Source organism: Amycolatopsis sacchari (assembly GCF_900114035.1).
Lineage (GTDB): Bacteria > Actinomycetota > Actinomycetes > Mycobacteriales > Pseudonocardiaceae > Amycolatopsis_E > Amycolatopsis_E sacchari.
This window is the reverse complement of record NZ_FORP01000049.1, coordinates 1-18,765: the sequence shown is the minus strand read 5'-3', so window position 1 is coordinate 18,765 and position 18,765 is coordinate 1. Positions and strand designations below refer to the sequence as shown.

The window sequence follows — 18,765 nt, the reverse complement described above, 5'->3', positions numbered from 1 at the left end:
ACCGGCGGGAACGACTGAACAGAGCCTCCGGTAACGCCCTGACCAGGTAAAACGTACTAACTTAGCGGTATTGGCCGGCGGGCAGGCTCCAGGATGATGGACCCCAACGGGACCTCACCTGAGGTGGGTGGTCGAGTTGAGTGATCATCCCGTCGCCTGCGGTTTGTGCATATCACTTTGAGGACCAGCCGCAAGCCTGGCCACTCGGCCGCCGGTTGGCAAAAAAGGTTGCGGCCCTGGCTCAAAGTGATCGCCCGGTATCAGGCGACGGGATGATCACCCAACTCTGGGGCCTTCATGCCCACAACTGCCCATCAAGCTTGGCGGCTGCCTCGTCCAGCGTGCCGCTGTACGCGCCGGTCGACAGGTACTTCCACCCGGCGTCCGCGACCACGAAGGCCACATCCGCGCTTTCGCCCTTCGCGGCGGCCTTCTCCGCCACCGCGAGTGCCGCATGCAGGACCGCACCCGTCGAGATTCCCGCGAAGATGCCTTCGTGCTCCAGCAGTTCCCGCGTCCGCCGCAGGGCGTCGTACGCGCCGACCGAGTACCGGCCGTTGAGCACGTCGGGGTCGTACAGCTCCGGCACGAAACCCTCGTCCAGGTTGCGCAGCCCGTAGACCAGCTCCCCGTACCGCGGTTCGGCCGCGATGATCTGGACGCCCGGCTTCTGCTCGTGCAGGTACCGGCCCACGCCGACGAGCGTGCCCGTCGTGCCGAGGCCGCCGACGAAGTGGGTGATCATCGGCAGGTCCTTCAGCAGCTCGGGGCCCGTGGTGCGGTAGTGCGCGTCGGCGTTCGCGGGGTTGCCGTACTGGTACAGCATCACCCAGTCGGGATTTTGCTCGGCCAGTTCCTTCGCCCGGCGCACCGCCTCGTTCGACCCGCCCGCGGCGGGCGAGAACACGATCCGCGCGCCGTAGGCCTGCAGCAGCTGCTTGCGCTCGGCCGACGTGTTCTCCGGCATCACGCAGATCAGCCCGTAGCCCTTGAGCTTCGCGGCCATCGCGAGCGAGATGCCCGTGTTCCCGGACGTCGGTTCGAGGATCGTCGAACCGCGGCGCAGGATGCCCTCGCGCTCGGCGGCCTCGATCATGGCCAGCGCGGGGCGGTCCTTGATCGAGCCGGTCGGGTTGCGGTCCTCCAGCTTCGCCCACAGCCGCACGTCGTGCGTCGGGGACAGGCGGGGCAGACCGACCAGCGGAGTACCGCCGAGCGCGTCGAGCAGCGAGTCGAAGCGGGCCATCAGCTCAGCGTGCGCCGCCCGCGACGGCGGGCAGGATCGTCACGGTGTCGCCGTCCTTGACCTCGGCGTCCAGGCCACCGGCGAAGCGGACGTCCTCGTCGTTGACGTAGACGTTCACGAACCGGTGCAGCTTGTCCTCCTTGACCAGACGGCCCTTGATGCCGCTGTGCCGGGACTCGATGTCGTCGATCACCTCGAGCACCGTCTTGCCGGACGCCTCGACGGACTTCTCGCCACCGGTGTGCGTACGCAGGATGGTCGGGATGGACACGGTCACGGCCATGGGAAATTACCTCCGCTTGGTTTCTCTGGGACAGACGTTCGGGACGTGCGCGTTATTCCGTGATCTCCACGGGCTCCTCGGTGACCACGCCGTCCACGATCCGGTACGAGCGGAACTCGTGCTCCTCGGGGTCACGCGTGGAGACCAGCACGTAGTGCGCGTCCGGCTCGGAGGCGTAGGACACGTCGGTGCGCGACGGGTAGGCCTCGGTCGCGGTGTGCGAGTGGTAGATGACGACGGGTACCTCGTCGTTCGCGTCCATCTCGCGGTACAACTTGAGCAGGTCGGCGGAGTCGAACTCGTAGAACGTGGGCGACCGCGCGGCGTTCAGCATCGGGATGAAGCGCTCGGGCGTGTCCGAGCCCTCGGGACCCGCGATGACGCCGCACGCCTCGTCCGGGTGGTCCCGGCGCGCGTGGGCGACGATCTCTTCGACGAGTTCACGACGGATCCGAAGCACGCAAGTCATCTTACGGGCCGGACACCGGCCGTTCACAGAGTGAGACTGCGCACGGACATCGTGAGGACGCCGAGCTGCGACAAGTTACACACTCAGAGCAAACGAGATGTGACCGATCTCACATTTTCGAGTATTTGAGCGCTGATTCGGCGAGCACCGGATAGCAGCTCCTCGGCTCTTGGCCATGCCTGAAGAACTCGGCACGCTGTCTCAGCCGCTACGTCACTCAGCGCAGCATCGGCACCGAGCAACAGATCGAGGTCCGCAAAATTGCGCACAGTGAGCATCGCGGGGTCTACTTCACCTTGAAGCGGCATACCGAGACCGCGAAAACCATATGGTGCGGTCGAAACGAGATCATATGCAGGGGCAAGCGTCGGCCTCCGACGATCTTTATAGATTAGAGACCAGTTCTTGAGATGCGCATCACTGTTCCCAATTATGATATTGAAGGCAAGCCTACGTGCAAATTCCTGCAGGGACTTGACGTCGAAGCGACGGTAAACGAGTGCCGCCACAGTCTCGAAGTTGGAGTCATACTTCTGCTCCGGATAAAAACCTCGAACTTGCGCCAAGTCTTCGATATGAATGGGCGCTCGCTCCTCACCGCGGTCAAATCGACTGACCGAATAAGCCCACTCTTCGCCGTTCGGCCAAAGGTGGTCAGGAAGCTTGGGGAGTTCATCCCGGTGCCGTAGCTCTACATCGGGAACATCAAGGCCCACGTCCTTCGCGAGCGACATCATGGCGTGCTCGTTCAGGGGGACCGAAGCAAATGAAGCGTCGGGCAATTTGACAATCCAGTCACCGCGCTCGTCGACTGCGGGCAGAGTAAGCCTCTCACCCACGCGCACCATGGAGAATTTCATGGTGACCCCAGCCAACGAAAAACGCACTGAGGTGGCGCCCATCTCAAACGACGATAAACCGGATTTTACCGGTCTACTGCCCTCACCTCCTGGCCATGCGAGCGCCGCCTCCGGATCACCCTCAGGCCGGACTTCAACCGCGCCCGGAAGGTCGTGTCCGACCTCTGCGAGAAGATCTACTTCTCGATCTAGGGGCACCCCTCTTTGCGCCGCAATCCAACGCCGCAATCTTTCCTCGGGCAGCAAGTTCGAGAACCACGACGGCAACCGCAAACGCCGAACACGCTGCCCTAGAGGGTTTTCTTCGAAAAACAGGCCAAGCACAGGACGACGAGGATCGTCCAGATAGCTTTCACTGAAATAAAATCGCGTGTAAGCTCCGCGCTGCTGGAGATGCCCGATCTCTTTGCCGTACAGGAGCACTAGAAAGCTCCGTTCAGGGACCGGCATCAAAACCTCCCGAGCCGAGAAGATCGGAATTCAGATCCATTTCCGACTCGTCACTTACGTCGAAAATCAGCTGATCAAGAGGCGGGGTATCCTCCATCTCATACTCGCACATCAGCTCGATGAACTTCTTCAGATCGCTCTCTATAAGCTCCTCACGTTTCACGAAGAATTCCGGCTCACCCCACTGGTTCAACAGATCTGGAGTAAGAGTGTGGGAAGACAACAAATTGTTCCACGAGGAGAGGTCCATACCCCTCTTCGCTGCCATGAAATCTGACTCCACCTCATTGATCACAATCTCTTGATCAGGAGTCAAGATCCTGTTCGACGCCCAGCTGCTGTAGCGACCGGCCCTACTTCCACTACGCAATCGCGGCACCGCGTCGGCAGGAGTCGAACGATCTCCGATAACCTCTGTAAGGTTTACAATTTCATACTCTCTACCAGTCCTCGGAGACCTTGGGCGCTTCTTCCACCATGCACAGAGTATGACTCTAGCCGTACTCTCGTTAGTGCGGAAATTCTGCGGCCGCAACGGTTCAGATTTCCGCCCGGAAATCGCTTCCAACAACCGCTGCACGGACTCACTTGGGCCATCTTTTCGTATCCGCCTGTTGAATTGGCGCGTAGTCCCGGTCGTACTTCCTTTGAAGAGAGCAGGACCAATGAGGGCTGCTCGCCAGAACCACCGCCGCAAGAGTACGAGGTCGCGCTCACTTACCTCGGGGTGCAACCCAAAGAAACGTGTCAGAACCACTAGCAGGTAACGATATGGAAGAAAGCTGAAATGTGGAACATTCGCCTTTTCCTGCAGGAAGAGAACCGCACTACTTAGCGCTTTTTCACCTTCGGCAAAAGCCGTATCACGATCCTCATTGGTAAAGTCAATCGCACCCTTGCGGTCAGCGGTATCGAATTCCAACCTGATTTCGCGCTGAACATCGGCCCCTCGACGGGCAAGAAGAGCAGCCAGCACCGTGTCATCGTCGATTCGACCGAAGCCAAATTCTTGAGAAATCCGATCCGCAATCAGTTCTATAGCCGACTGATCGTCCCGGGTCCCAGGATTGAGCGCGGAGAAAACTTCAGCACGAGTTAGCTTCTTGCCCGAATTATTCATTCGGTCGAAGATCTCGCGAAGTATACCCTCGTCATCCTGCTCGACAAGGTAGATGGGTATCCGAAATTGACGGATTCGCGCCGTGATCGAGTTGACCTCTTCGATTCTGTCCGCAACCTCTGGGTTATCTCTGGCCCACGCGAGCACGCGAGTCAGGTCGAAGAGAACCGGGAGTGGTATAACCAGCGGTCCCGCTTCATCCGTCCTCCGAACAATGCGACCAGCTTCGAGGTCGTAACTGAGAGCAAATCGCGCGTCATATACCGCTTCTTCAGAGAGCGCATTGTACAAGCTGGTGATCCGCTGCTGCCCGTCCACCACCCACCATGCATTAGACATCGCCGGGGCTTCCAAATGAATTGCCCCCAATGTCAAGGTCGCCTCTTCCGCCGGCCTCTGCCATAGAAGAAGGTTACCAATCGGGAAATCACGCAGAATACTGTCGAACAATGCTCGTACTTCAGCATATCCCCAGCGGAGGCCACGTTGAAAATTTGGCACGCGAATCTGGCCACTGCGAACCCGGCGAACCAATTCCTGAACTTCTAAAGCATCAGCAGTGAGTCCGCTCTGTACCCCGTTGGCCATATGGTTTCCTCGCTCAAGAGCCGACAGTTGGCAGTCACAATGAGTCTGCCACAGACCACCGACAGAAGCCGTTACGAGCCGAACGCCTCCGGCCAGACGTCCCGGTACGCGGGTACTCCCGCGGCAGACTCCGCGGACAGCAACCCGTGCACCACAGCCCGCGCGAAGACCCGCGCCGCCGCCGAGCAGAGGGTGTCCAGGGCCGCCGCACGCGTCGCCTCGCCGAAGGGGCCCTGGCCGGACGGGAGTTCCCTCGCGCCGGTGGCCAGTGCGAACACCGTGTCGCCGTCGAACATCGTGTGCGCCGGGCGCACCGCGCGCGCCAGGCCGTCCTGCGCCGCGACCGCCAGCCGGCGGCATTCGGCCTTCGACAGCGCCGCGTCGACCGCCACCACGCCGATCGTCGTGTTCAGGTCCGTGCGGGCCGACGGCAGCGAGGCGGGCCGCGAAGGCCACGTCACCCCGAACTCGCCGCCGACCTCGTGGTCCGCCGCGAACGGGACGCCCGTCGCGAGCGACACCGCCTCGCCGCTGGCGTTCACCACGGCCAGCGCCCCCACCGTGCCCCCGTCGACGACCTCGCTCGCGCTGCCCACGCCGCCCTTCAGCGACCCGACCACCGCACCCGTCCCGGCACCGACCGTGCCCTGCGCCACCGGCCCCGAGGCGGCCGCTTCACAAGCGGCGTAACCGAAATCCGCGTCCGGGCGGTGGCCCCACTCGCTGCGCGGCAGGTCGAACAGCACCGCCGCGGGCACGATCGGCACCACCTCGTGCTCCGCCGCGCCGACGCGGAACCCGTGCCCGCGCTCCCCCAGCCACCGCATCACGCCGTCCGCCGCGGCGAGCCCGTACGCGCTGCCTCCGGACAGGCAGATCCCGTTCACCCGCTGCACCAGGTTCTCCGGCTCCAGCAGGTTCGTCTCCCGCGTGCCCGGCGCGCCGCCGCGCTGGTCGACCGCGCCCGTGGCGCCGTCCGGCACCAGCACCACGGTGGTGCCCGTGGCCCAGCCGGGTTCCAGCCGCTGGAAGTGCCCGACGAGCACCCCCGGCACGTCGGTGATCATGCGGTGAGCGCCTGGACGAGCGTCTCCTGCACGTACGTGAGCCAGTGGTAGACGCCGAGGTGCGGCGAACGCGGGTCGTCCTCGGGCAGCTCGTCCGGCATGTCCTCCGTGACGTCGAGCGCCGTGCCGAGCGCGAGCCGCACGTCGTTGAGCGCCGAAAGCCACGCGTCGGCCTGCTCCACCGTCAGCCGCACGTCGCCACCGTCCCGCGGCAGCGTCTCCATCACCACCTGCGCGACCCCGACCTTCGCCTCGACCAGTTCGGGCTCGTGCAGCGAACGCAACGCGCCCGCCGAGTCGAGGTCCTCCTGGCTGGGGTTGTCCGGGTCGAGCTTGTGGTAGTCGGGCAGCAGCCGCGACAGGACCGGGTCGTTCGGCGACTCCGAAGGACCGGTCTTGATGCCCGTCAGCTCGGCGAGCGGGTCCTGCGGGGCCTCCTCGGCGCGGGCCTGCAGCATGTCCTCCAGCTGGCTGACCAGCCCCCGTAGCACGGCGGCCTCCTGCTGCTCGAACCCCGCGACGACCTGCCCGCCCTTGCGCTTCCAGGTCTTCACGGCTGCTCCATGGTGGCCCACAGCCCGGCGGCGTGGAGTCTCGTCACGTCGGCCTCGACCTTCTCCTTCGAGCCCGACGACACGATGGCGCGGCCCTTGTGGTGGACGTCCAGCATCAGCTTCGTGGCGTGGTCCCTGCTGTACCCGAACAGCTTCTGGAACACGTACGTCACGTACGACATCAGGTTGACCGGGTCGTTCCAGACGACGGTCTGCCACGGTCTGTCCTCGGCACCCAGTTCGGCCCCGGTCGGCTCAACCTGCGTCTGTTCGGTCGCGACAGGCGTGGTCATACCGACATGGTGTCACGGATCGGGCACGGGGTGGCCGAGCGGTCGGTCCGTTCGGGGGAAGACCGGGTTCCCTCATCCCCGCCCGTCGCCCGCCACCACCCTCAACGGTGGCGCTTCGCGCCGCAGTACCGTTCAGCCCATGGGTCTCCCGGAAACGCAGGGCAGCACGGCACTGCTCACCGACCACTACGAACTGACCATGCTGGGCAGTGCCCTCGCCGACGGCACCGGTGACCGGCCGTGCGTGTTCGAGGTCTTCGCCCGCCGCCTGCCCGACGGCCGCCGCTACGGCGTCGTCGCCGGTACCGGCCGCGTGCTGGACGCGATCGCCGACTTCCGGTTCACCGACGCGGAGATCACGCAGCTCGCGCAGACCGCGGTGGTCGACGACGCCACGCTGGCGTGGCTGGCGGACTACGAGTTCTCCGGCGACATCGAAGGCTACCCCGAGGGCGAGCTGTACTTCCCCGGTTCGCCGGTCCTCACCGTGCGCGGCAGCTTCAACGAGGCCGTCGTGCTGGAGACGCTGATCCTGTCGATCCTCAACCACGACAGCGCGATCGCCTCCGCCGCCGCCCGCATGTCCTCGGCCGCGTCGAACCGCCCGATCATCGAGATGGGCAGCCGCCGCACGCAGGAGTACTCGGCCGTCGCCGCCGCGCGCGCCGCCTACCTGGCCGGTTTCGCCGCCACCTCCAACCTGGAGGCGGGCCGCCGCTACGGCATCCCCACCCGCGGTACCGTCGCGCACGCCTTCATGCTGCTCCACGACAGCGAGGAGGACGCCTTCCGCGCCCAGGTCGAGAAGATGGGCACGGACACGACGCTGCTCGTGGACACCTACGACATCACGCAGGGCATCGAGACCGCGGTGCGCGTGGCCGGGCCCGAGCTGGGTGCGATCCGCATCGACTCCGGTGACGTCGGCGTCCTGGCCCGCAAGGCCCGCGAGCAGCTGGACTCCCTCGGCGCGCGCGACACGCGCATCGTCGTCTCCGGCGACCTCGACGAGCACGCGATCGCCGCACTGCGCGCGGAGCCGGTGGACGCCTACGGGGTCGGCACGTCCGTCGTCACCGGATCCGGCGCCCCGACGGCGGGCATGGTCTACAAGCTCGTCGAGGTGGACGGCCGTCCGGTCGCCAAGCGCAGCGAGAACAAGGCCTCACGCGGCGGGCAGAAGACCGCGTTCCGCCGCCACAAGCCGACCGGCACCGCGCTGGAGGAGGTCGTCCACTCCAGCCAGGTGGAGGTGGAGCTGGGCCAGTACGACCGTGCGCTGCAGATCCCGCTCATGCGTAGCGGGCAGCCGGCGGAGGACCTGCCGAGCCTCGACGACGCGCGTGAGCGGCTGCGGCACTGCCTGGTGAGCCTGCCGTGGGAGGGCCTGAAGCTGTCCAAGGGCGAGCCCGCGATCCCCACCGTCTTCCTCGAGGAGGAGAAATGAGCCGTGCGCTGATCGTGGTGGACGTGCAGAACGACTTCTGCGAGGGCGGCGCGCTCGCCGTCACCGGCGGTGCCGACACCGCCGCGAAGATCACCGGCCTGCTCGCGGAGGGCGGCTACGACCACGTCGTCGCCACCCGCGACTACCACATCGACCCGGGCACGCACTTCAGCGAGCACCCCGACTACGTGCGGACGTGGCCGCGGCACTGCGAAGCGGGCACGGCGGGCGCCTCGTTCCACCCGGCGCTCGACGTGGGGCCGATTTCGACGGTGTTCTCCAAGGGCCAGTACAGCGACGGCTACTCCGGTTTCGAGGGGCGCACCGAGGACGGCGAAGGGCTGGCCGACTGGCTGAAAGCCCGTGACGTCAAGGAAATCGACGTCGTCGGCATCGCGACCGACCACTGTGTACGCGCCACGTCGCTCGACGCCGTGAAGGCGGGCTTCTCCGTGCGCGTGCTGCTGGACCTGACGGCGGGCGTCGCCCGCGAGACGACCGACAAGGCATTGGCGGACCTGCGCGAAGCGGGTGTGACGCTGACCGGAACGCCGAGGGTGGGCTGATGCGCGCGACGCTGAAGAAGCACAACATCCGCTTCCGCGAACGGCTCGCGGCGAGCCGCGTCATCGCGGTCCTGCGTGCCGACGACACCGAGTACTTCCCCGACGTCGCCCACGTCCTCTACGACGCGGGCATCCGGGTCATCGAGGCGGCGCTGACCACCCCCGGCGCGCTCGACGCGATCGTGCGGATGCAGGTGGAGCTGGGCCCGGACACGATGGTCGGCGCCGGTGACGTGCGCACGGTGTCCGAAGTGGACAACTGCGCGTCGGCGGGGGTGGACTTCCTGGTCACGCCGACGTTCTCCGCCGAGGTGCTGGACCGGGCGCAGCACTACGGGCTGCCCGTGGTGTGCGGGGCGCTCACCCCGACGGAGATCGACGCGGCCTGGCGGCGCGGGGCCGCCGTGGTGAAGGTGTTCCCGGTCGGCCCGGCGGGCGGGGTGCCCTACCTGCACGCGGTTCGCGCACCGCTGCCGGAGATCCCGCTCGTGCCCGCCGGCGGCGTCACGCTGCCCGATGTCGAGGCGTACCTGGGCGCGGGGGCGTTCGCCGTCGCGGCGGGCGAACCCCTCATCGGCGACGCGGTGGCCGGCGGCAAGCTGGACGAACTGGGCCGCCGGGCCTCCGACCTGGCGTCGCTGGCGGGCAAGTTCGTCTGACCTCAGACGAGAATCACCCGGCGTCCACGCGTGTGGCCGGCCTGGCTGTCGATGTGTGCGGACGCGGCGTCCGCGAGCGCGTACGACTTCTCGACGGGGATGTGCAGCTTTCCCTGTGAGATGAGACGGGCCGCTTCGGCGAGCGCGTCCGGCACGCTCCCGGCGACGCCGGAGAACCGGACCCCGGCCTCTTCGGCACCGCGATCGGCGATGGTGAGCACCTTCCGCGCGTCCCCGGTCAGCTCCACGAGCTCGCGCAGCACACCCGAACCGGCCAGGTCGAGCGCCGCGTCGACAGAACCGAGCTGCCGCACGCGCTCGACCCAGCCCTCGCCGTACGTCGTGGCGAGGGCACCCAGCTCGCGCAGGTAGTCCTGGTTCGCGGCGCTGGCCATGCCGATCACGGTGATGCCGCGCTCACGGGCGATCTGCAGCACCGCCGATCCGACGCCACCGGACGCGCCGTTGACCAGCAGCGTCTGCCCGCTCTCCACGCCGACCTCACGCAGGATGCGCAGCGCGGTCTCCACCACCGAGGGGTATCCGGCGGCCTCTTCGAACGTCAGCCCCTCCGGCATGCGGGCCCACGCCCTCAGCACCGCGAACTCCGCGTAGGTGCTCGAACCTTCGCCGAACACGGCGTCGCCGACCGCGATCCCGTCGACCCCCTCGCCGACCTCGTCCACGACTCCGGCGGCGTCCAGCCCGACCCCGGCGGGCAGGTCGACGGGCCCGAACTGGCCCTCACGGATCCGCCAGTCGACGGGGTTGACGCCGGCTGCCCGCACGGCGATGCGCACCTGACCAGGGCCCGCGTGGGGCTCCTCGGCGTCCACCAGCCGCAGGACCTCGGGACCGCCGAACTCGGCGAAGCTCACTCTCTTCATGCCTGCGACCGTAGCACTAACGGTTAGTGTTTTGGAGTCGTTAGTGTTTCGTAGTTGCTAGCATCAGCCCATGACCGCCCCGCCCGGACGCCGCGAGCGCAAGAAGGCCGCGACCCGACAGAAGATCGCCGACACCGCGCTGCGGCTCTTCCTGGCACGCGGGTACGACGAGGTGGGCATCCGCGAGGTGGCCGCCGAGGCCGACGTGGCCGTCACCACGGTCTTCTCGCACTTCGCCTCGAAAGAGGCCTTGATCTTCGAGCGGGACGAGGACTTCGAGCAGCGCCTCACGCGGGCGGTCACGGACCGGGCACCGGGCGAACCGCTCATGCCGGCGCTGCGCCGCGAGATCCTGGTGATGGTGCGGCACTGCTCAACGGGCGACGCCGCCCCGGTCTGGCGCATGGTGGACGGATCCCCCGCCCTGCGGCAGTACGAGGAGTCGATGCGGTTGCGGCACGCGAACTCGCTGGCCGCCGCCATCGCCACCGAGCTGGGGCTGGCGCGGCCCACGACGTTCTGCCGGACGATCGCGAGGTTCGTGGTCGATGCCCACTCGCTCGCCCGCGAGGCGCCGGATCCGGAGGCCGCGGTGGACGAGATCTTCCGGATGATCGAGGCGGCCTGGGAAGCGGGCGGGCCCCCACGCCGGTGAGGACCCGCCCGCCGCGATCAGGCGCCGTACGGGTCGCAGGCGGCGGTGCCGACGTAGATGTCGCCGGAGGCCGGGCCACCCTGCGGGAACAGCTTGATGTGCAGCGCGTGCGTGACGAGGCTGCCGTCCGGCGGGTGCGGCACGACCAGCTCGTTGAGCACGACCTCCGCCATCGGCGGGTCGCCCTGCGCCCGCCCCGGCACGGTGATCCGGTAGTTCGGCGGGATGTTCTCCGGCACCTCGAACCCGCTCACCGAGCCCAGCTCCATCGAGCCGGTGCTGCCGTTCGCCGTCGTCGCGCAGCCCGCCTTGAACGTGCGCACCGTGATCCGCGGGCCGCCGTAGATGCGCAGCGCGTTCGTCTCGAACCGGGTGCCCTCCACCTGCACCGACGCCGTGCCGTCCGCGTTCCGCGTGCACTTCGTGCTGCCGAGCCCGAACCGGGTGGTCGCACCCACGAAGACCGGGTCGGCCTGGTTCGCCGCCGTGCCGCCCACCGCGCACGGCGCGATCGGCTCGGCGGTGGCCTGCTGCCCGTCCACCGTGATGTGCACCGCCCCGACGGATCCGGCCCCGGTCGCCGTCGCCCCTTCCGCCTGCGCCGTCGCGGGGACGGCCGCCAGGCACAGCGCCGCCGCCAAGATCCGCTTCGCCCGCGCCATCGGCAACTCCTCTCGTTCCTGCTGGAAACCCACTTCCGACATCGGCGCCCGGAGCTGCCGGCTGGACCCGAACGGGCGGTGCTCCACCCGGACGAGTGGATCTTTCCGCGACTGCGCGAGAGGTGCCTTGACTCGTTCCGGCCCCCTTCGCCCGGCAGGGGTGGCGGGCCGCGCGGCGCGGGCGCTCGGATTCCGTCGGTGGGGGCCGGTACCGTTGGTCCCCGTGCCGTCCCCTGCTGAGCTCCCCGGTGTCAACGAGCTGCTCTCCCACGCGGTGGAGGCGCTCGGCGGGGCCGAGCGCCCCGGGCAGGTCAAGATGGCCGAGGCGGTCGGGCGGGCGCTGCGCACCGGCGAGCACCTCGCGGTGCAGGCCGGCACCGGCACCGGCAAGTCACTGGCGTACCTGGTGCCCGCGATCCGCCACGCCATCGCGAAGGAGACCACCGTCGTCGTGTCGACGGCGACCATCGCGCTGCAGCGGCAGCTGGTCGACCGCGACCTGCCGCGGCTGGCGAAGGCGCTGAAGAAGCCGCTCGGCCGCGAGCCGAGCTTCGCGATCCTCAAGGGCCGCCGCAACTACCTGTGCCTGCACCGGCTCGACACCGGCGCCCCCGAGGAGCCCGAGGACCCCGGCCTGTTCGACCCGTTCGCCGTGTCGCGCATGGGCAAGGAGGTCCAGCGGCTGCGAGAGTGGTCGTCCGACACCGAGACGGGTGATCGCGACGAGCTCGTGCCCGGCGTGTCGGAGCAGGCGTGGCGCCAGGTTTCGGTGACCGCGCGCGAATGCCTCGGCGTGTCCCGCTGCCCCGTCGGCACCGACTGCTTCGCCGAGAAGGCGCGTGCCGAGGCCGGGCGCGCGGACGTCGTGGTCACCAACCACGCGCTGCTGGCGATCGACGCGCTGCAGGGCTACCAGGTGCTGCCGGAGCACGACCTGGTGATCGTCGACGAGGCGCACGAGCTGGTCGACCGCGTCACGTCCGTCGCCACGGGCGAGCTGACCGCGTCGATGGTCGCGATCGCCGTGCGGCGCTGCGGAAAGCTCATCGACGCCGACATCGCCGACCGGCTGCAGGAGGGCAGCGAGGGCCTCGCGATGATCCTGGAGGACCTGCCGCCCGGCCGCATGGACACCCTGCCGAAGCCGCTCGCGGGCGCTGTCACGGTGATCAGGGACGCGGCGCAGGCGTGCCTGACCGCGCTGGGCGGGGACCGCAAGGAGGACGTCGAGGAGGCCACGGCGCGCAAGCTGGCGCGCTCGCAGGTGGAGGAGGTGCACGACACCGCGGTCCGGCTGCTGGAGGCGTTCGACGAGGACGCGGCGCACCAGCGGGACGTCGTGTGGCTCTCGGCCGACCGGTACGGCATGAGCAACCGGCCGCCGTCGCTGCACGTCGCGCCGCTGTCGGTCGCGGGCCTGTTGCGGGAGCGGCTGTTCGGCGCCACCACGACGGTCCTCACGTCCGCGACGCTGACGCTCGGCGGCGCCTTCGACACGCTGGCCCGGCAGTGGGGGCTGCCGCCGCAGGCGAGGGCGGAGAAGGCCGAGGGCACCGCGACGGACAAGGCGCCGCCCACGGACGGGGACGACCTGAAGTGGTCGGGCCTCGACGTGGGTTCGCCGTTCGACCACCGCCGCAACGGGATCCTCTACGTCGCCAAGCACCTGCCCGCACCCGGCCGCGACGGGCTCGCACCGTCCACATTGGACGAGATCGCGGAGCTGATCGACGCGGCGGGCGGCCGCACGCTGGGCCTGTTCTCCTCGATGCGCGCGGCGAAGCAGGCGGCGGAGGAGCTGCGGGACCGGATCAAGCATCCGATCCTCTGCCAGGGCGAGGACACCACGGCGCTGCTGGTGCGCAAGTTCGCCGAGGACGCGCGCACGTGCCTGTTCGGCACGCTGTCGCTGTGGCAGGGCGTGGACGTGCCCGGCCCGTCGCTGCAGCTGGTGATCGTGGACCGGATCCCGTTCCCCCGCCCCGACGACCCGGTGCAGTCCGCGCGGCAGCGGGCGGTGGAAGCCCGTGGTGGCAACGGTTTCCTCACGGTGGCGGCCACGCACGCGGCGCTGTTGCTCGCGCAGGGCACGGGCAGGCTGCACCGCTCGGTCGGCGACCGGGGTGTGGTGGCGGTGCTCGACTCCCGGCTGGCGACGGCGCGGTACGCGGGTTTCCTCAAGGCCTCCCTGCCGCCGTTCTGGCCCACGACGGACCCCGAAGTCGCCCGCGCCGCCCTGCGGAGGCTGGACGCCGCCGCCCCCGCCTGACGGACGGCCAACGACGGCGCTACCGTGGAGTGAACGTATGAGAAGGAGCACCGTGTCTCAGGATTCGCCTCGCGCGCGATCACGTTCGGTCAGTGTCGACGACATCGGGGTGCGCCGCCAGCTCGCCGATGGCAGCGAGGAGTCGGTCACCTGGGCGGAGCTGTCCTCGGTGGTGGTCCGCGTGATCCCCGAGGGCCCGTGGAACGAGGACGTGTTCCTGATGCTCGCGGGCTCCGACGGCAAGGGCACGGCGGTGCCGAGCGGTGACCCGGCGGCCGACGCCCTCATCGAACGGCTGCAGACCCTGCCCGGCTTCGACAACGAGAAGTTCGTCGAGGCCATGACCACGGACGCCGACGAGGCGTACGTGGTCTGGAAGGCCAACTGACCGCCGGAGGCGATTTTCAGTCGGTGGGGAACTCCTCCGTCACGGGGATCCCCTTCTTGAGCGTGCGGCTCACCGTGCAGAGCCGTTCGATCGCGCGATCCACCGCCACGGCAAGCGCTTCCCGGTCGGACTGGGCCAGGTTCGCCAGGTCCACGTCGAACTTCACGTGCACCGCGTCCAGCTCCGAGGCGCCCTCACGGCGGTCGGCGGAGACTTCGACGCGGAACTTCGAGTCCTCCCCCACGCGGCGCGTGATCAGCTCCTCCGCGGTCACCGCGGAGCAGCCCGCGGCCGCGATCTGCAGCAGTTCCGCGGGCGAGAACGCGCCCTCGGCACCCTTGCGGCCGATCCGCACCTCCGCGCCACGCTCGTTGCGCCCCACGAACTCGTGCTCGCCCTGCCGCTGCACTTCGAGACCCATGTCGCTCCCTCCACCGTTCCTACCGGCGGAAACCACCAGCCGGCGCGGCTTGTTCCCGGTAGTGCCCGGCGACGGCGTCGAAGGCGGCCTTGGGCTCCCAGCGGCGGTCGTCGAGCACCTTCACGATCCCGTAGCTGGCGAGGTCGAAATCCTGGCGCGGTTCGGGGCGGTGCGGGTGGTCGTAGAGCGCGAAGGTGAACACGAAAGCGCTGTCCACGCCCTCGGCGTCGAAGATCTCCAGCAGCTCACGCACGTACGCGGCCTGCCCCGCCTCGTCGCGCACGTACTCGCCCTTCAGCCGCACCGGCCCGTCGTCGCCGTACTCGACGATGTCCAGGCCCTGCGCGCCCCGCTCCCCCGCGCCCTGGAACGTGGCGGAGCCGAACTCGGTGATGGCGACCGGTTTTCCGTGCGCGACAAGGCTCCGGACGCCGTCGACGAAGCGGTCGGCGATCTCGGCCGAGCGGTAGAGGTCCACGGAGACGAAGTCGAAGGGCGTCCAGTCGACGCGTTCGAGCGGCACCGCGGCGTAGGTGATCTTGCCGGTGAAGTGCTCACGCACGACCGCCACAGCCCTGGCGAGGAACTCGTTGACGCGCACGCTCACCGGGCCGATGTGCTCGCGGCCCGACCGCAGCAGCGTCGCGACCCGCTCCTCAAGGCTGTCACCGGGCAGGAATCCCTTGTCCATCAAGCACAACTCGGCACCCGCGACGAACACGACCTCCGCTCCCCGCTGCCGGAGTCGCTCGGCCCGCACGGCGCAGTCGGCGAACAGCGCGAGCATCTCCTCCTCGGTCAGCTCCAGCGGATACGGCGAGAACCAGACCTCGAGCCCCAGCTCCGCGGCGTAGGAGGCGGCGAACTCGATCCGGTCGGGATCGCCGCCCATCACCCGGACGGCGGTGCAGTGCAGGTCTTCGCGGATCGCGCGCAGGTCGCGCCGGACTTCCTCGGGGTCGAAACGCGCGCGGGAGATGGCGCCGCCGCGGACGAAACCGGTGTCGTAACTGATTCCTCTGGCTCGCATGCTCGTTAAGGTACTCCGAGTACCCTATCTGTCAAGGTACGATCAGTACCCATGTCCGAGAAGCCGACGCGGCGGCGTGGCGCCGCGCTGGAAGAGGCGATCCTCCAGGCAGCCGTCGACGAGATCACCGAGTCCGGCTTCGGCGGGTTGACGATGGACCGGGTCGCGACGCGGGCCGGCACCAACAAGAACACGATCTACCGCCGCTGGCCGAACCGGCTCGCACTGGGCGTGGCGGCCTACCGGCGGCTGGCGGAAGCGGTGCGGCCCCCGGACACCGGCACGCTGCGTGGCGACGCGCTCGAACTGCTCCGGGGCGCGAACCGCCACTGGAGTTCCCCGCTCGGCACGATCCTGCGTGAACTCATCGCCGCGGCGGGAGGCGCCTCGGAACTGCTGGCACAGCTGGAAAACCGGGCCGAGGCCGAGGCAGCGCCGTGGCTGGCGATCCTCGAACGCGCGGTCGCACGGGGCGAAGCGGCACCGGAGGCATTGCACCCCCGGGTGGCCACCGTCGCGATCGTGTTGCTGCGCAACGAGTTCGTCGTGCGCGGCGTGCCGAGCGCGCCCGACGAGGTGCTCGTCGAGATCGTCGACGAGGTGTTCCTGCCGCTGGTGCGGATCAGGAGCGGTACTGCGCCAGCACCGTGACGGTGCCGGGCTCGACCTCGGTGAAGCCCGCGTCGCGGACCGCGACCACCTGACGCGAACGCCAGGCGCCCGCCGGGTCGTCGCCGGGGTGCAGGTGCTTCCACTGCGCGACGGACGGCGTCCGGACCGCACACGCGTACCCGCGCTCGGCCCATTTCGCCAGCTCCTCGTCCGGCAGCAGCGACGCGAGGATCATCGTGCCGTGGCCGACCTGCGCGGACGCCTTGCCCACGGTCATCGGCACCTCGGGGTTGAGCAGCAGCAACGGCAGGTCGTCCGGCGCGGGCGGCGGTTCGTCGGGCGGCAGGTCGCTGCCCTGGATCTGCAACCGCGCGATCTCCTTCGGCACGTCCACCACGCGACCCGGCACCAGCGCCCGCACCTCCGCGCCGCCGACCGTGACCGTGACGCCGGGGAACTCCTGCGCCGCGACCCAGTGCGTCCCTCGCGCGCGCCGCGACACCTTGCGGATGTGCCCGGACACCCAGTCGTGCACCGCCTCGTGCCACTCCCCGCCCGGCTGCGCCCGCTCGTCCAGGCACACGGCGAGCGCCGCTGCGGCCGCCGCCTCCAGCAGGGGCGTGCGGGAAGGCGGTGTGGCCTTCTCCATCCGCAGGATCACCGGCATCGCGCGCACCTGGTCGGGCTCGGCCTCCGGCAACGCGGTCTCTTCAGCGGGCAACCCGAGCCACTCGGCGTACCGGGCGGCAAGCGGCTCCAGCACACTCACGGCCGCACCAGTTCCAGACCATCGGCGGCGTCAGCGGCTTCGACCTCCGCCCGGGTCACCCCGAGCACGAACAGCACGGCGTCGAGGTACGGGTACGACAACGCCGTGTCCGCGACCTCCCGCAACGCGGGCTTCGCGTTGAACGCCACGCCCATCCCGGCGGCCCGCAGCATGTCGATGTCGTTGGCGCCGTCGCCCACCGCGACGCACTGCGCGAGCGGGATGCCGTACTCGCCCGCGAACCGGCGCAGCGCCGTCGCCTTCCCGGCGCGGTCGATCACCTCGCCGACCACGCGGCCGGTGAGCTTGCCGTCGACGACCTCCAGCTCGTTCGCCGCGGCGAAGTCCAGCCCCAGGTCCGCCACGATGCGGTCGATGATGCGCGTGAACCCGCCCGACACCACCCCGCACCGGAACCCGAGCCGCTTCAGGGTGCGGACCGTGGTGCGGGCACCCGGGGTCAGCACGATCGCGTCGGCGACCTCGTCCAGCACCGACTCGGGCAGCCCTTCGAGCAGCTTCACGCGGCGTTCGAGGGACTCGGTGAAGTTCAGCTCGCCCCGCATGGCGGCCTCGGTGATCTCGCGGACCTTCGGCTCGACCCCGGCGTGCGCGGCCAGCATCTCGATGACCTCGCCCTGCACGAGGGTCGAGTCCACGTCGAACACGATGAGCCGCTTCGCGCGGCGCTCCAGCCCGGCGCGCTCCACCGCCACGTCCAGCCCGCCGCTGGACGCCACGTCCGCCAGCACCGAGCGCAGCTCCACATCGGACTGTTCGGTGTCCTGCGCGACCGACAGGTGGACCTCCAGCCCCGTCACCGGGTAGTCGGCGATCCGGCGGATGGCGTCGATGTTGACGCCGAGCGCCGCGAGCCGCCGCGCCACGTCGGTGAACGCGCGAGCCGTCAGCGGACGGCCCAGCACGACGGCGACGTGCGTCGAACCCTGCCGCGGGTTCTCCTCGATCGCCTCGCCGATGCGCACCTCGACCGACATGTCGACGGTCGCCATCGCCTGCTCGACGGCCTCCTGCAGCCCCTCCGGGTCCTCCTCGACGCCCACCAGCACGCCGAGCACCAGCTGGCCGCGGATCACGACCTGCTCGACGTCGAGGAGGTCCACGCCGTGCCGGGTCAGCGCCGCGAACAGCACCGAGGAGACACCGGGTTTGTCCGGGCCCGTGGTGGTGATCAGGACCGGGGTCCGTTCGTGCACTGCGCTCGTTCCTCCGTTCGAAGGCCGGACAGACGGACGGCCCGGCACGTGGTTCCCCACGCACCGGGCCGCCGCCGTCACAGCCGGGTCACTGCTCGGCCGCGTTGTCCTTGTCGTGCTCACCGGGGATGGCCGCCTCGGTCAGCAGCTGGGACGGTGCCTTGGCGCCCTCGTGCGCCTTCGGCTTACCGGTGAAGGTGATCTCACCCTCGCTGTGCAGGCGCTCGACCATGTGCGGGTAGTGCAGCTCGAA

At 68.9% G+C, this 18,765-nt stretch carries 21 protein-coding genes; 7 read left to right on the top strand and 14 right to left on the bottom strand.

Annotation, left to right across the window (positions count from 1 at the left end; all coding sequences use genetic code 11):
- Positions 1-295: 295 nt before the first annotated feature.
- From BMZ92_RS36135 to clpS, 8 genes are all read right to left on the bottom strand, one after another.
- Positions 296-1,246 carry a PLP-dependent cysteine synthase family protein gene (locus tag BMZ92_RS36135; protein WP_091517189.1) on the bottom strand — a complete coding sequence of 317 codons (951 nt, stop codon included), beginning with the start codon at positions 1,244-1,246 and terminating at the stop codon, positions 296-298.
- 4 nt (positions 1,247-1,250) lie between these two features.
- Complete coding sequence (locus BMZ92_RS36130) at positions 1,251-1,529, bottom strand: MoaD/ThiS family protein (protein WP_091517188.1); 279 nt, start codon at positions 1,527-1,529, stop codon at positions 1,251-1,253.
- Positions 1,530-1,581: 52 nt separating this feature from the next.
- Positions 1,582-1,998, bottom strand: a complete 417-nt coding sequence (locus BMZ92_RS36125) for a M67 family metallopeptidase (protein ID WP_177229031.1) — start codon at positions 1,996-1,998, stop codon at positions 1,582-1,584.
- Between the two features lie 83 nt (positions 1,999-2,081).
- Positions 2,082-3,281 carry a type II toxin-antitoxin system HipA family toxin gene (locus BMZ92_RS36120; RefSeq protein ID WP_245783453.1) on the bottom strand — a complete coding sequence of 400 codons (1,200 nt, stop codon included), beginning with the start codon at positions 3,279-3,281 and terminating at the stop codon, positions 2,082-2,084.
- Between the two features lie 13 nt (positions 3,282-3,294).
- The gene (locus tag BMZ92_RS36115; RefSeq protein ID WP_091517185.1) at positions 3,295-5,016 is read right to left on the bottom strand and encodes a DUF262 domain-containing protein; all 1,722 of its coding nucleotides are present in this window, start codon (positions 5,014-5,016) and stop codon (positions 3,295-3,297) included.
- A 71-nt stretch (positions 5,017-5,087) separates the two neighbouring features.
- Complete coding sequence (locus BMZ92_RS36110) at positions 5,088-6,083, bottom strand: P1 family peptidase (RefSeq protein ID WP_091517184.1); 996 nt, start codon at positions 6,081-6,083, stop codon at positions 5,088-5,090.
- Complete coding sequence (locus BMZ92_RS36105) at positions 6,080-6,637, bottom strand: DUF2017 domain-containing protein (RefSeq protein ID WP_091517183.1); 558 nt, start codon at positions 6,635-6,637, stop codon at positions 6,080-6,082. Before BMZ92_RS36105 ends, BMZ92_RS36110 begins: the two co-directional genes overlap by 4 nt.
- The gene (clpS, locus tag BMZ92_RS36100) at positions 6,634-6,930 is read right to left on the bottom strand and encodes an ATP-dependent Clp protease adapter ClpS (RefSeq protein ID WP_091517182.1); all 297 of its coding nucleotides are present in this window, start codon (positions 6,928-6,930) and stop codon (positions 6,634-6,636) included. The genes BMZ92_RS36105 and clpS overlap by 4 nt, the downstream gene beginning before the upstream one ends.
- A gap of 139 nt (positions 6,931-7,069) precedes the next feature.
- Here clpS and BMZ92_RS36095 point away from each other — a divergent pair, with 139 nt between their 5' ends.
- The 3 genes from BMZ92_RS36095 to BMZ92_RS36085 are packed head-to-tail and all read left to right on the top strand — an operon-like array spanning position 7,070 to position 9,602.
- Complete coding sequence (locus BMZ92_RS36095; protein WP_091517181.1) at positions 7,070-8,377, top strand: nicotinate phosphoribosyltransferase; 1,308 nt, start codon at positions 7,070-7,072, stop codon at positions 8,375-8,377.
- A complete protein-coding gene (locus tag BMZ92_RS36090) occupies positions 8,374-8,943 on the top strand; it encodes a nicotinamidase (RefSeq protein WP_091517180.1) in 570 nt (189 codons plus the stop codon). Before BMZ92_RS36095 ends, BMZ92_RS36090 begins: the two co-directional genes overlap by 4 nt.
- Positions 8,943-9,602: a bifunctional 4-hydroxy-2-oxoglutarate aldolase/2-dehydro-3-deoxy-phosphogluconate aldolase gene (locus tag BMZ92_RS36085; RefSeq protein ID WP_091517179.1), complete on the top strand. Its 660-nt coding sequence runs from the start codon at positions 8,943-8,945 to the stop codon at positions 9,600-9,602. Before BMZ92_RS36090 ends, BMZ92_RS36085 begins: the two co-directional genes overlap by 1 nt.
- A 2-nt stretch (positions 9,603-9,604) precedes the next feature.
- On the opposite strand, the gene BMZ92_RS36080 is transcribed toward BMZ92_RS36085, so the two are convergent.
- Positions 9,605-10,489 carry an NADP-dependent oxidoreductase gene (locus BMZ92_RS36080; protein ID WP_091517178.1) on the bottom strand — a complete coding sequence of 295 codons (885 nt, stop codon included), beginning with the start codon at positions 10,487-10,489 and terminating at the stop codon, positions 9,605-9,607.
- A gap of 70 nt (positions 10,490-10,559) precedes the next feature.
- Here BMZ92_RS36080 and BMZ92_RS36075 point away from each other — a divergent pair, with 70 nt between their 5' ends.
- Complete coding sequence (locus tag BMZ92_RS36075; protein WP_091517177.1) at positions 10,560-11,144, top strand: TetR/AcrR family transcriptional regulator; 585 nt, start codon at positions 10,560-10,562, stop codon at positions 11,142-11,144.
- A 17-nt stretch (positions 11,145-11,161) separates the two neighbouring features.
- Here the strand turns inward: BMZ92_RS36075 and BMZ92_RS36070 are convergent, their stop codons facing one another.
- On the bottom strand, positions 11,162-11,806 hold the full coding sequence (locus tag BMZ92_RS36070) for a choice-of-anchor P family protein (protein WP_091517190.1): 645 nt from the start codon (positions 11,804-11,806) through the stop codon (positions 11,162-11,164).
- Positions 11,807-12,029: 223 nt separating this feature from the next.
- Between BMZ92_RS36070 and BMZ92_RS36065 the strand changes: the two genes are divergently transcribed.
- Positions 12,030-14,075: an ATP-dependent DNA helicase gene (locus BMZ92_RS36065; RefSeq protein WP_091517176.1), complete on the top strand. Its 2,046-nt coding sequence runs from the start codon at positions 12,030-12,032 to the stop codon at positions 14,073-14,075.
- A gap of 52 nt (positions 14,076-14,127) precedes the next feature.
- Positions 14,128-14,463, top strand: a complete 336-nt coding sequence (locus tag BMZ92_RS36060; protein WP_091517175.1) for a hypothetical protein — start codon at positions 14,128-14,130, stop codon at positions 14,461-14,463.
- Between the two features lie 16 nt (positions 14,464-14,479).
- On the opposite strand, the gene BMZ92_RS36055 is transcribed toward BMZ92_RS36060, so the two are convergent.
- Together BMZ92_RS36055 and BMZ92_RS36050 are read right to left on the bottom strand one after the other, a co-directional pair.
- Positions 14,480-14,884 (bottom strand): OsmC family protein, encoded by a 405-nt coding sequence (locus tag BMZ92_RS36055; RefSeq protein ID WP_091517174.1) that lies wholly within the window; start codon positions 14,882-14,884, stop codon positions 14,480-14,482.
- 19 nt (positions 14,885-14,903) lie between these two features.
- Positions 14,904-15,914 (bottom strand): glycoside hydrolase family 113 protein, encoded by a 1,011-nt coding sequence (locus BMZ92_RS36050; protein WP_091517173.1) that lies wholly within the window; start codon positions 15,912-15,914, stop codon positions 14,904-14,906.
- 51 nt (positions 15,915-15,965) lie between these two features.
- Here BMZ92_RS36050 and BMZ92_RS36045 point away from each other — a divergent pair, with 51 nt between their 5' ends.
- Positions 15,966-16,565, top strand: a complete 600-nt coding sequence (locus tag BMZ92_RS36045; RefSeq protein WP_091517172.1) for a TetR/AcrR family transcriptional regulator — start codon at positions 15,966-15,968, stop codon at positions 16,563-16,565.
- Here the strand turns inward: BMZ92_RS36045 and BMZ92_RS36040 are convergent.
- Both BMZ92_RS36040 and serB read right to left on the bottom strand, forming a co-directional pair.
- Complete coding sequence (locus BMZ92_RS36040) at positions 16,537-17,295, bottom strand: peptidyl-tRNA hydrolase (RefSeq protein WP_091517171.1); 759 nt, start codon at positions 17,293-17,295, stop codon at positions 16,537-16,539. The genes BMZ92_RS36045 and BMZ92_RS36040 overlap by 29 nt on opposite strands.
- On the bottom strand, positions 17,292-18,512 hold the full coding sequence (serB, locus tag BMZ92_RS36035) for a phosphoserine phosphatase SerB (RefSeq protein WP_091517170.1): 1,221 nt from the start codon (positions 18,510-18,512) through the stop codon (positions 17,292-17,294). The genes BMZ92_RS36040 and serB overlap by 4 nt, the downstream gene beginning before the upstream one ends.
- Between the last annotated feature and the right edge of the window lie 253 nt (positions 18,513-18,765).

Coding starts and splice junctions, on each gene's coding strand:
- BMZ92_RS36135 (WP_091517189.1), bottom strand. CDS start 1,246: ATGGCCCGCTTCGACTCGCTGCTCGACGCGCTCGGCGGTACTCCGCTG.
- BMZ92_RS36130 (WP_091517188.1), bottom strand. CDS start 1,529: ATGGCCGTGACCGTGTCCATCCCGACCATCCTGCGTACGCACACCGGT.
- BMZ92_RS36125 (WP_177229031.1), bottom strand. CDS start 1,998: ATGACTTGCGTGCTTCGGATCCGTCGTGAACTCGTCGAAGAGATCGTC.
- BMZ92_RS36115 (WP_091517185.1), bottom strand. CDS start 5,016: ATGGCCAACGGGGTACAGAGCGGACTCACTGCTGATGCTTTAGAAGTT.
- BMZ92_RS36110 (WP_091517184.1), bottom strand. CDS start 6,083: ATGATCACCGACGTGCCGGGGGTGCTCGTCGGGCACTTCCAGCGGCTG.
- clpS (WP_091517182.1), bottom strand. CDS start 6,930: ATGACCACGCCTGTCGCGACCGAACAGACGCAGGTTGAGCCGACCGGG.
- BMZ92_RS36095 (WP_091517181.1), top strand. CDS start 7,070: ATGGGTCTCCCGGAAACGCAGGGCAGCACGGCACTGCTCACCGACCAC.
- BMZ92_RS36090 (WP_091517180.1), top strand. CDS start 8,374: ATGAGCCGTGCGCTGATCGTGGTGGACGTGCAGAACGACTTCTGCGAG.
- BMZ92_RS36085 (WP_091517179.1), top strand. CDS start 8,943: ATGCGCGCGACGCTGAAGAAGCACAACATCCGCTTCCGCGAACGGCTC.
- BMZ92_RS36080 (WP_091517178.1), bottom strand. CDS start 10,489: ATGAAGAGAGTGAGCTTCGCCGAGTTCGGCGGTCCCGAGGTCCTGCGG.
- BMZ92_RS36075 (WP_091517177.1), top strand. CDS start 10,560: ATGACCGCCCCGCCCGGACGCCGCGAGCGCAAGAAGGCCGCGACCCGA.
- BMZ92_RS36070 (WP_091517190.1), bottom strand. CDS start 11,806: ATGGCGCGGGCGAAGCGGATCTTGGCGGCGGCGCTGTGCCTGGCGGCC.
- BMZ92_RS36055 (WP_091517174.1), bottom strand. CDS start 14,884: ATGGGTCTCGAAGTGCAGCGGCAGGGCGAGCACGAGTTCGTGGGGCGC.
- BMZ92_RS36050 (WP_091517173.1), bottom strand. CDS start 15,914: ATGCGAGCCAGAGGAATCAGTTACGACACCGGTTTCGTCCGCGGCGGC.
- BMZ92_RS36045 (WP_091517172.1), top strand. CDS start 15,966: ATGTCCGAGAAGCCGACGCGGCGGCGTGGCGCCGCGCTGGAAGAGGCG.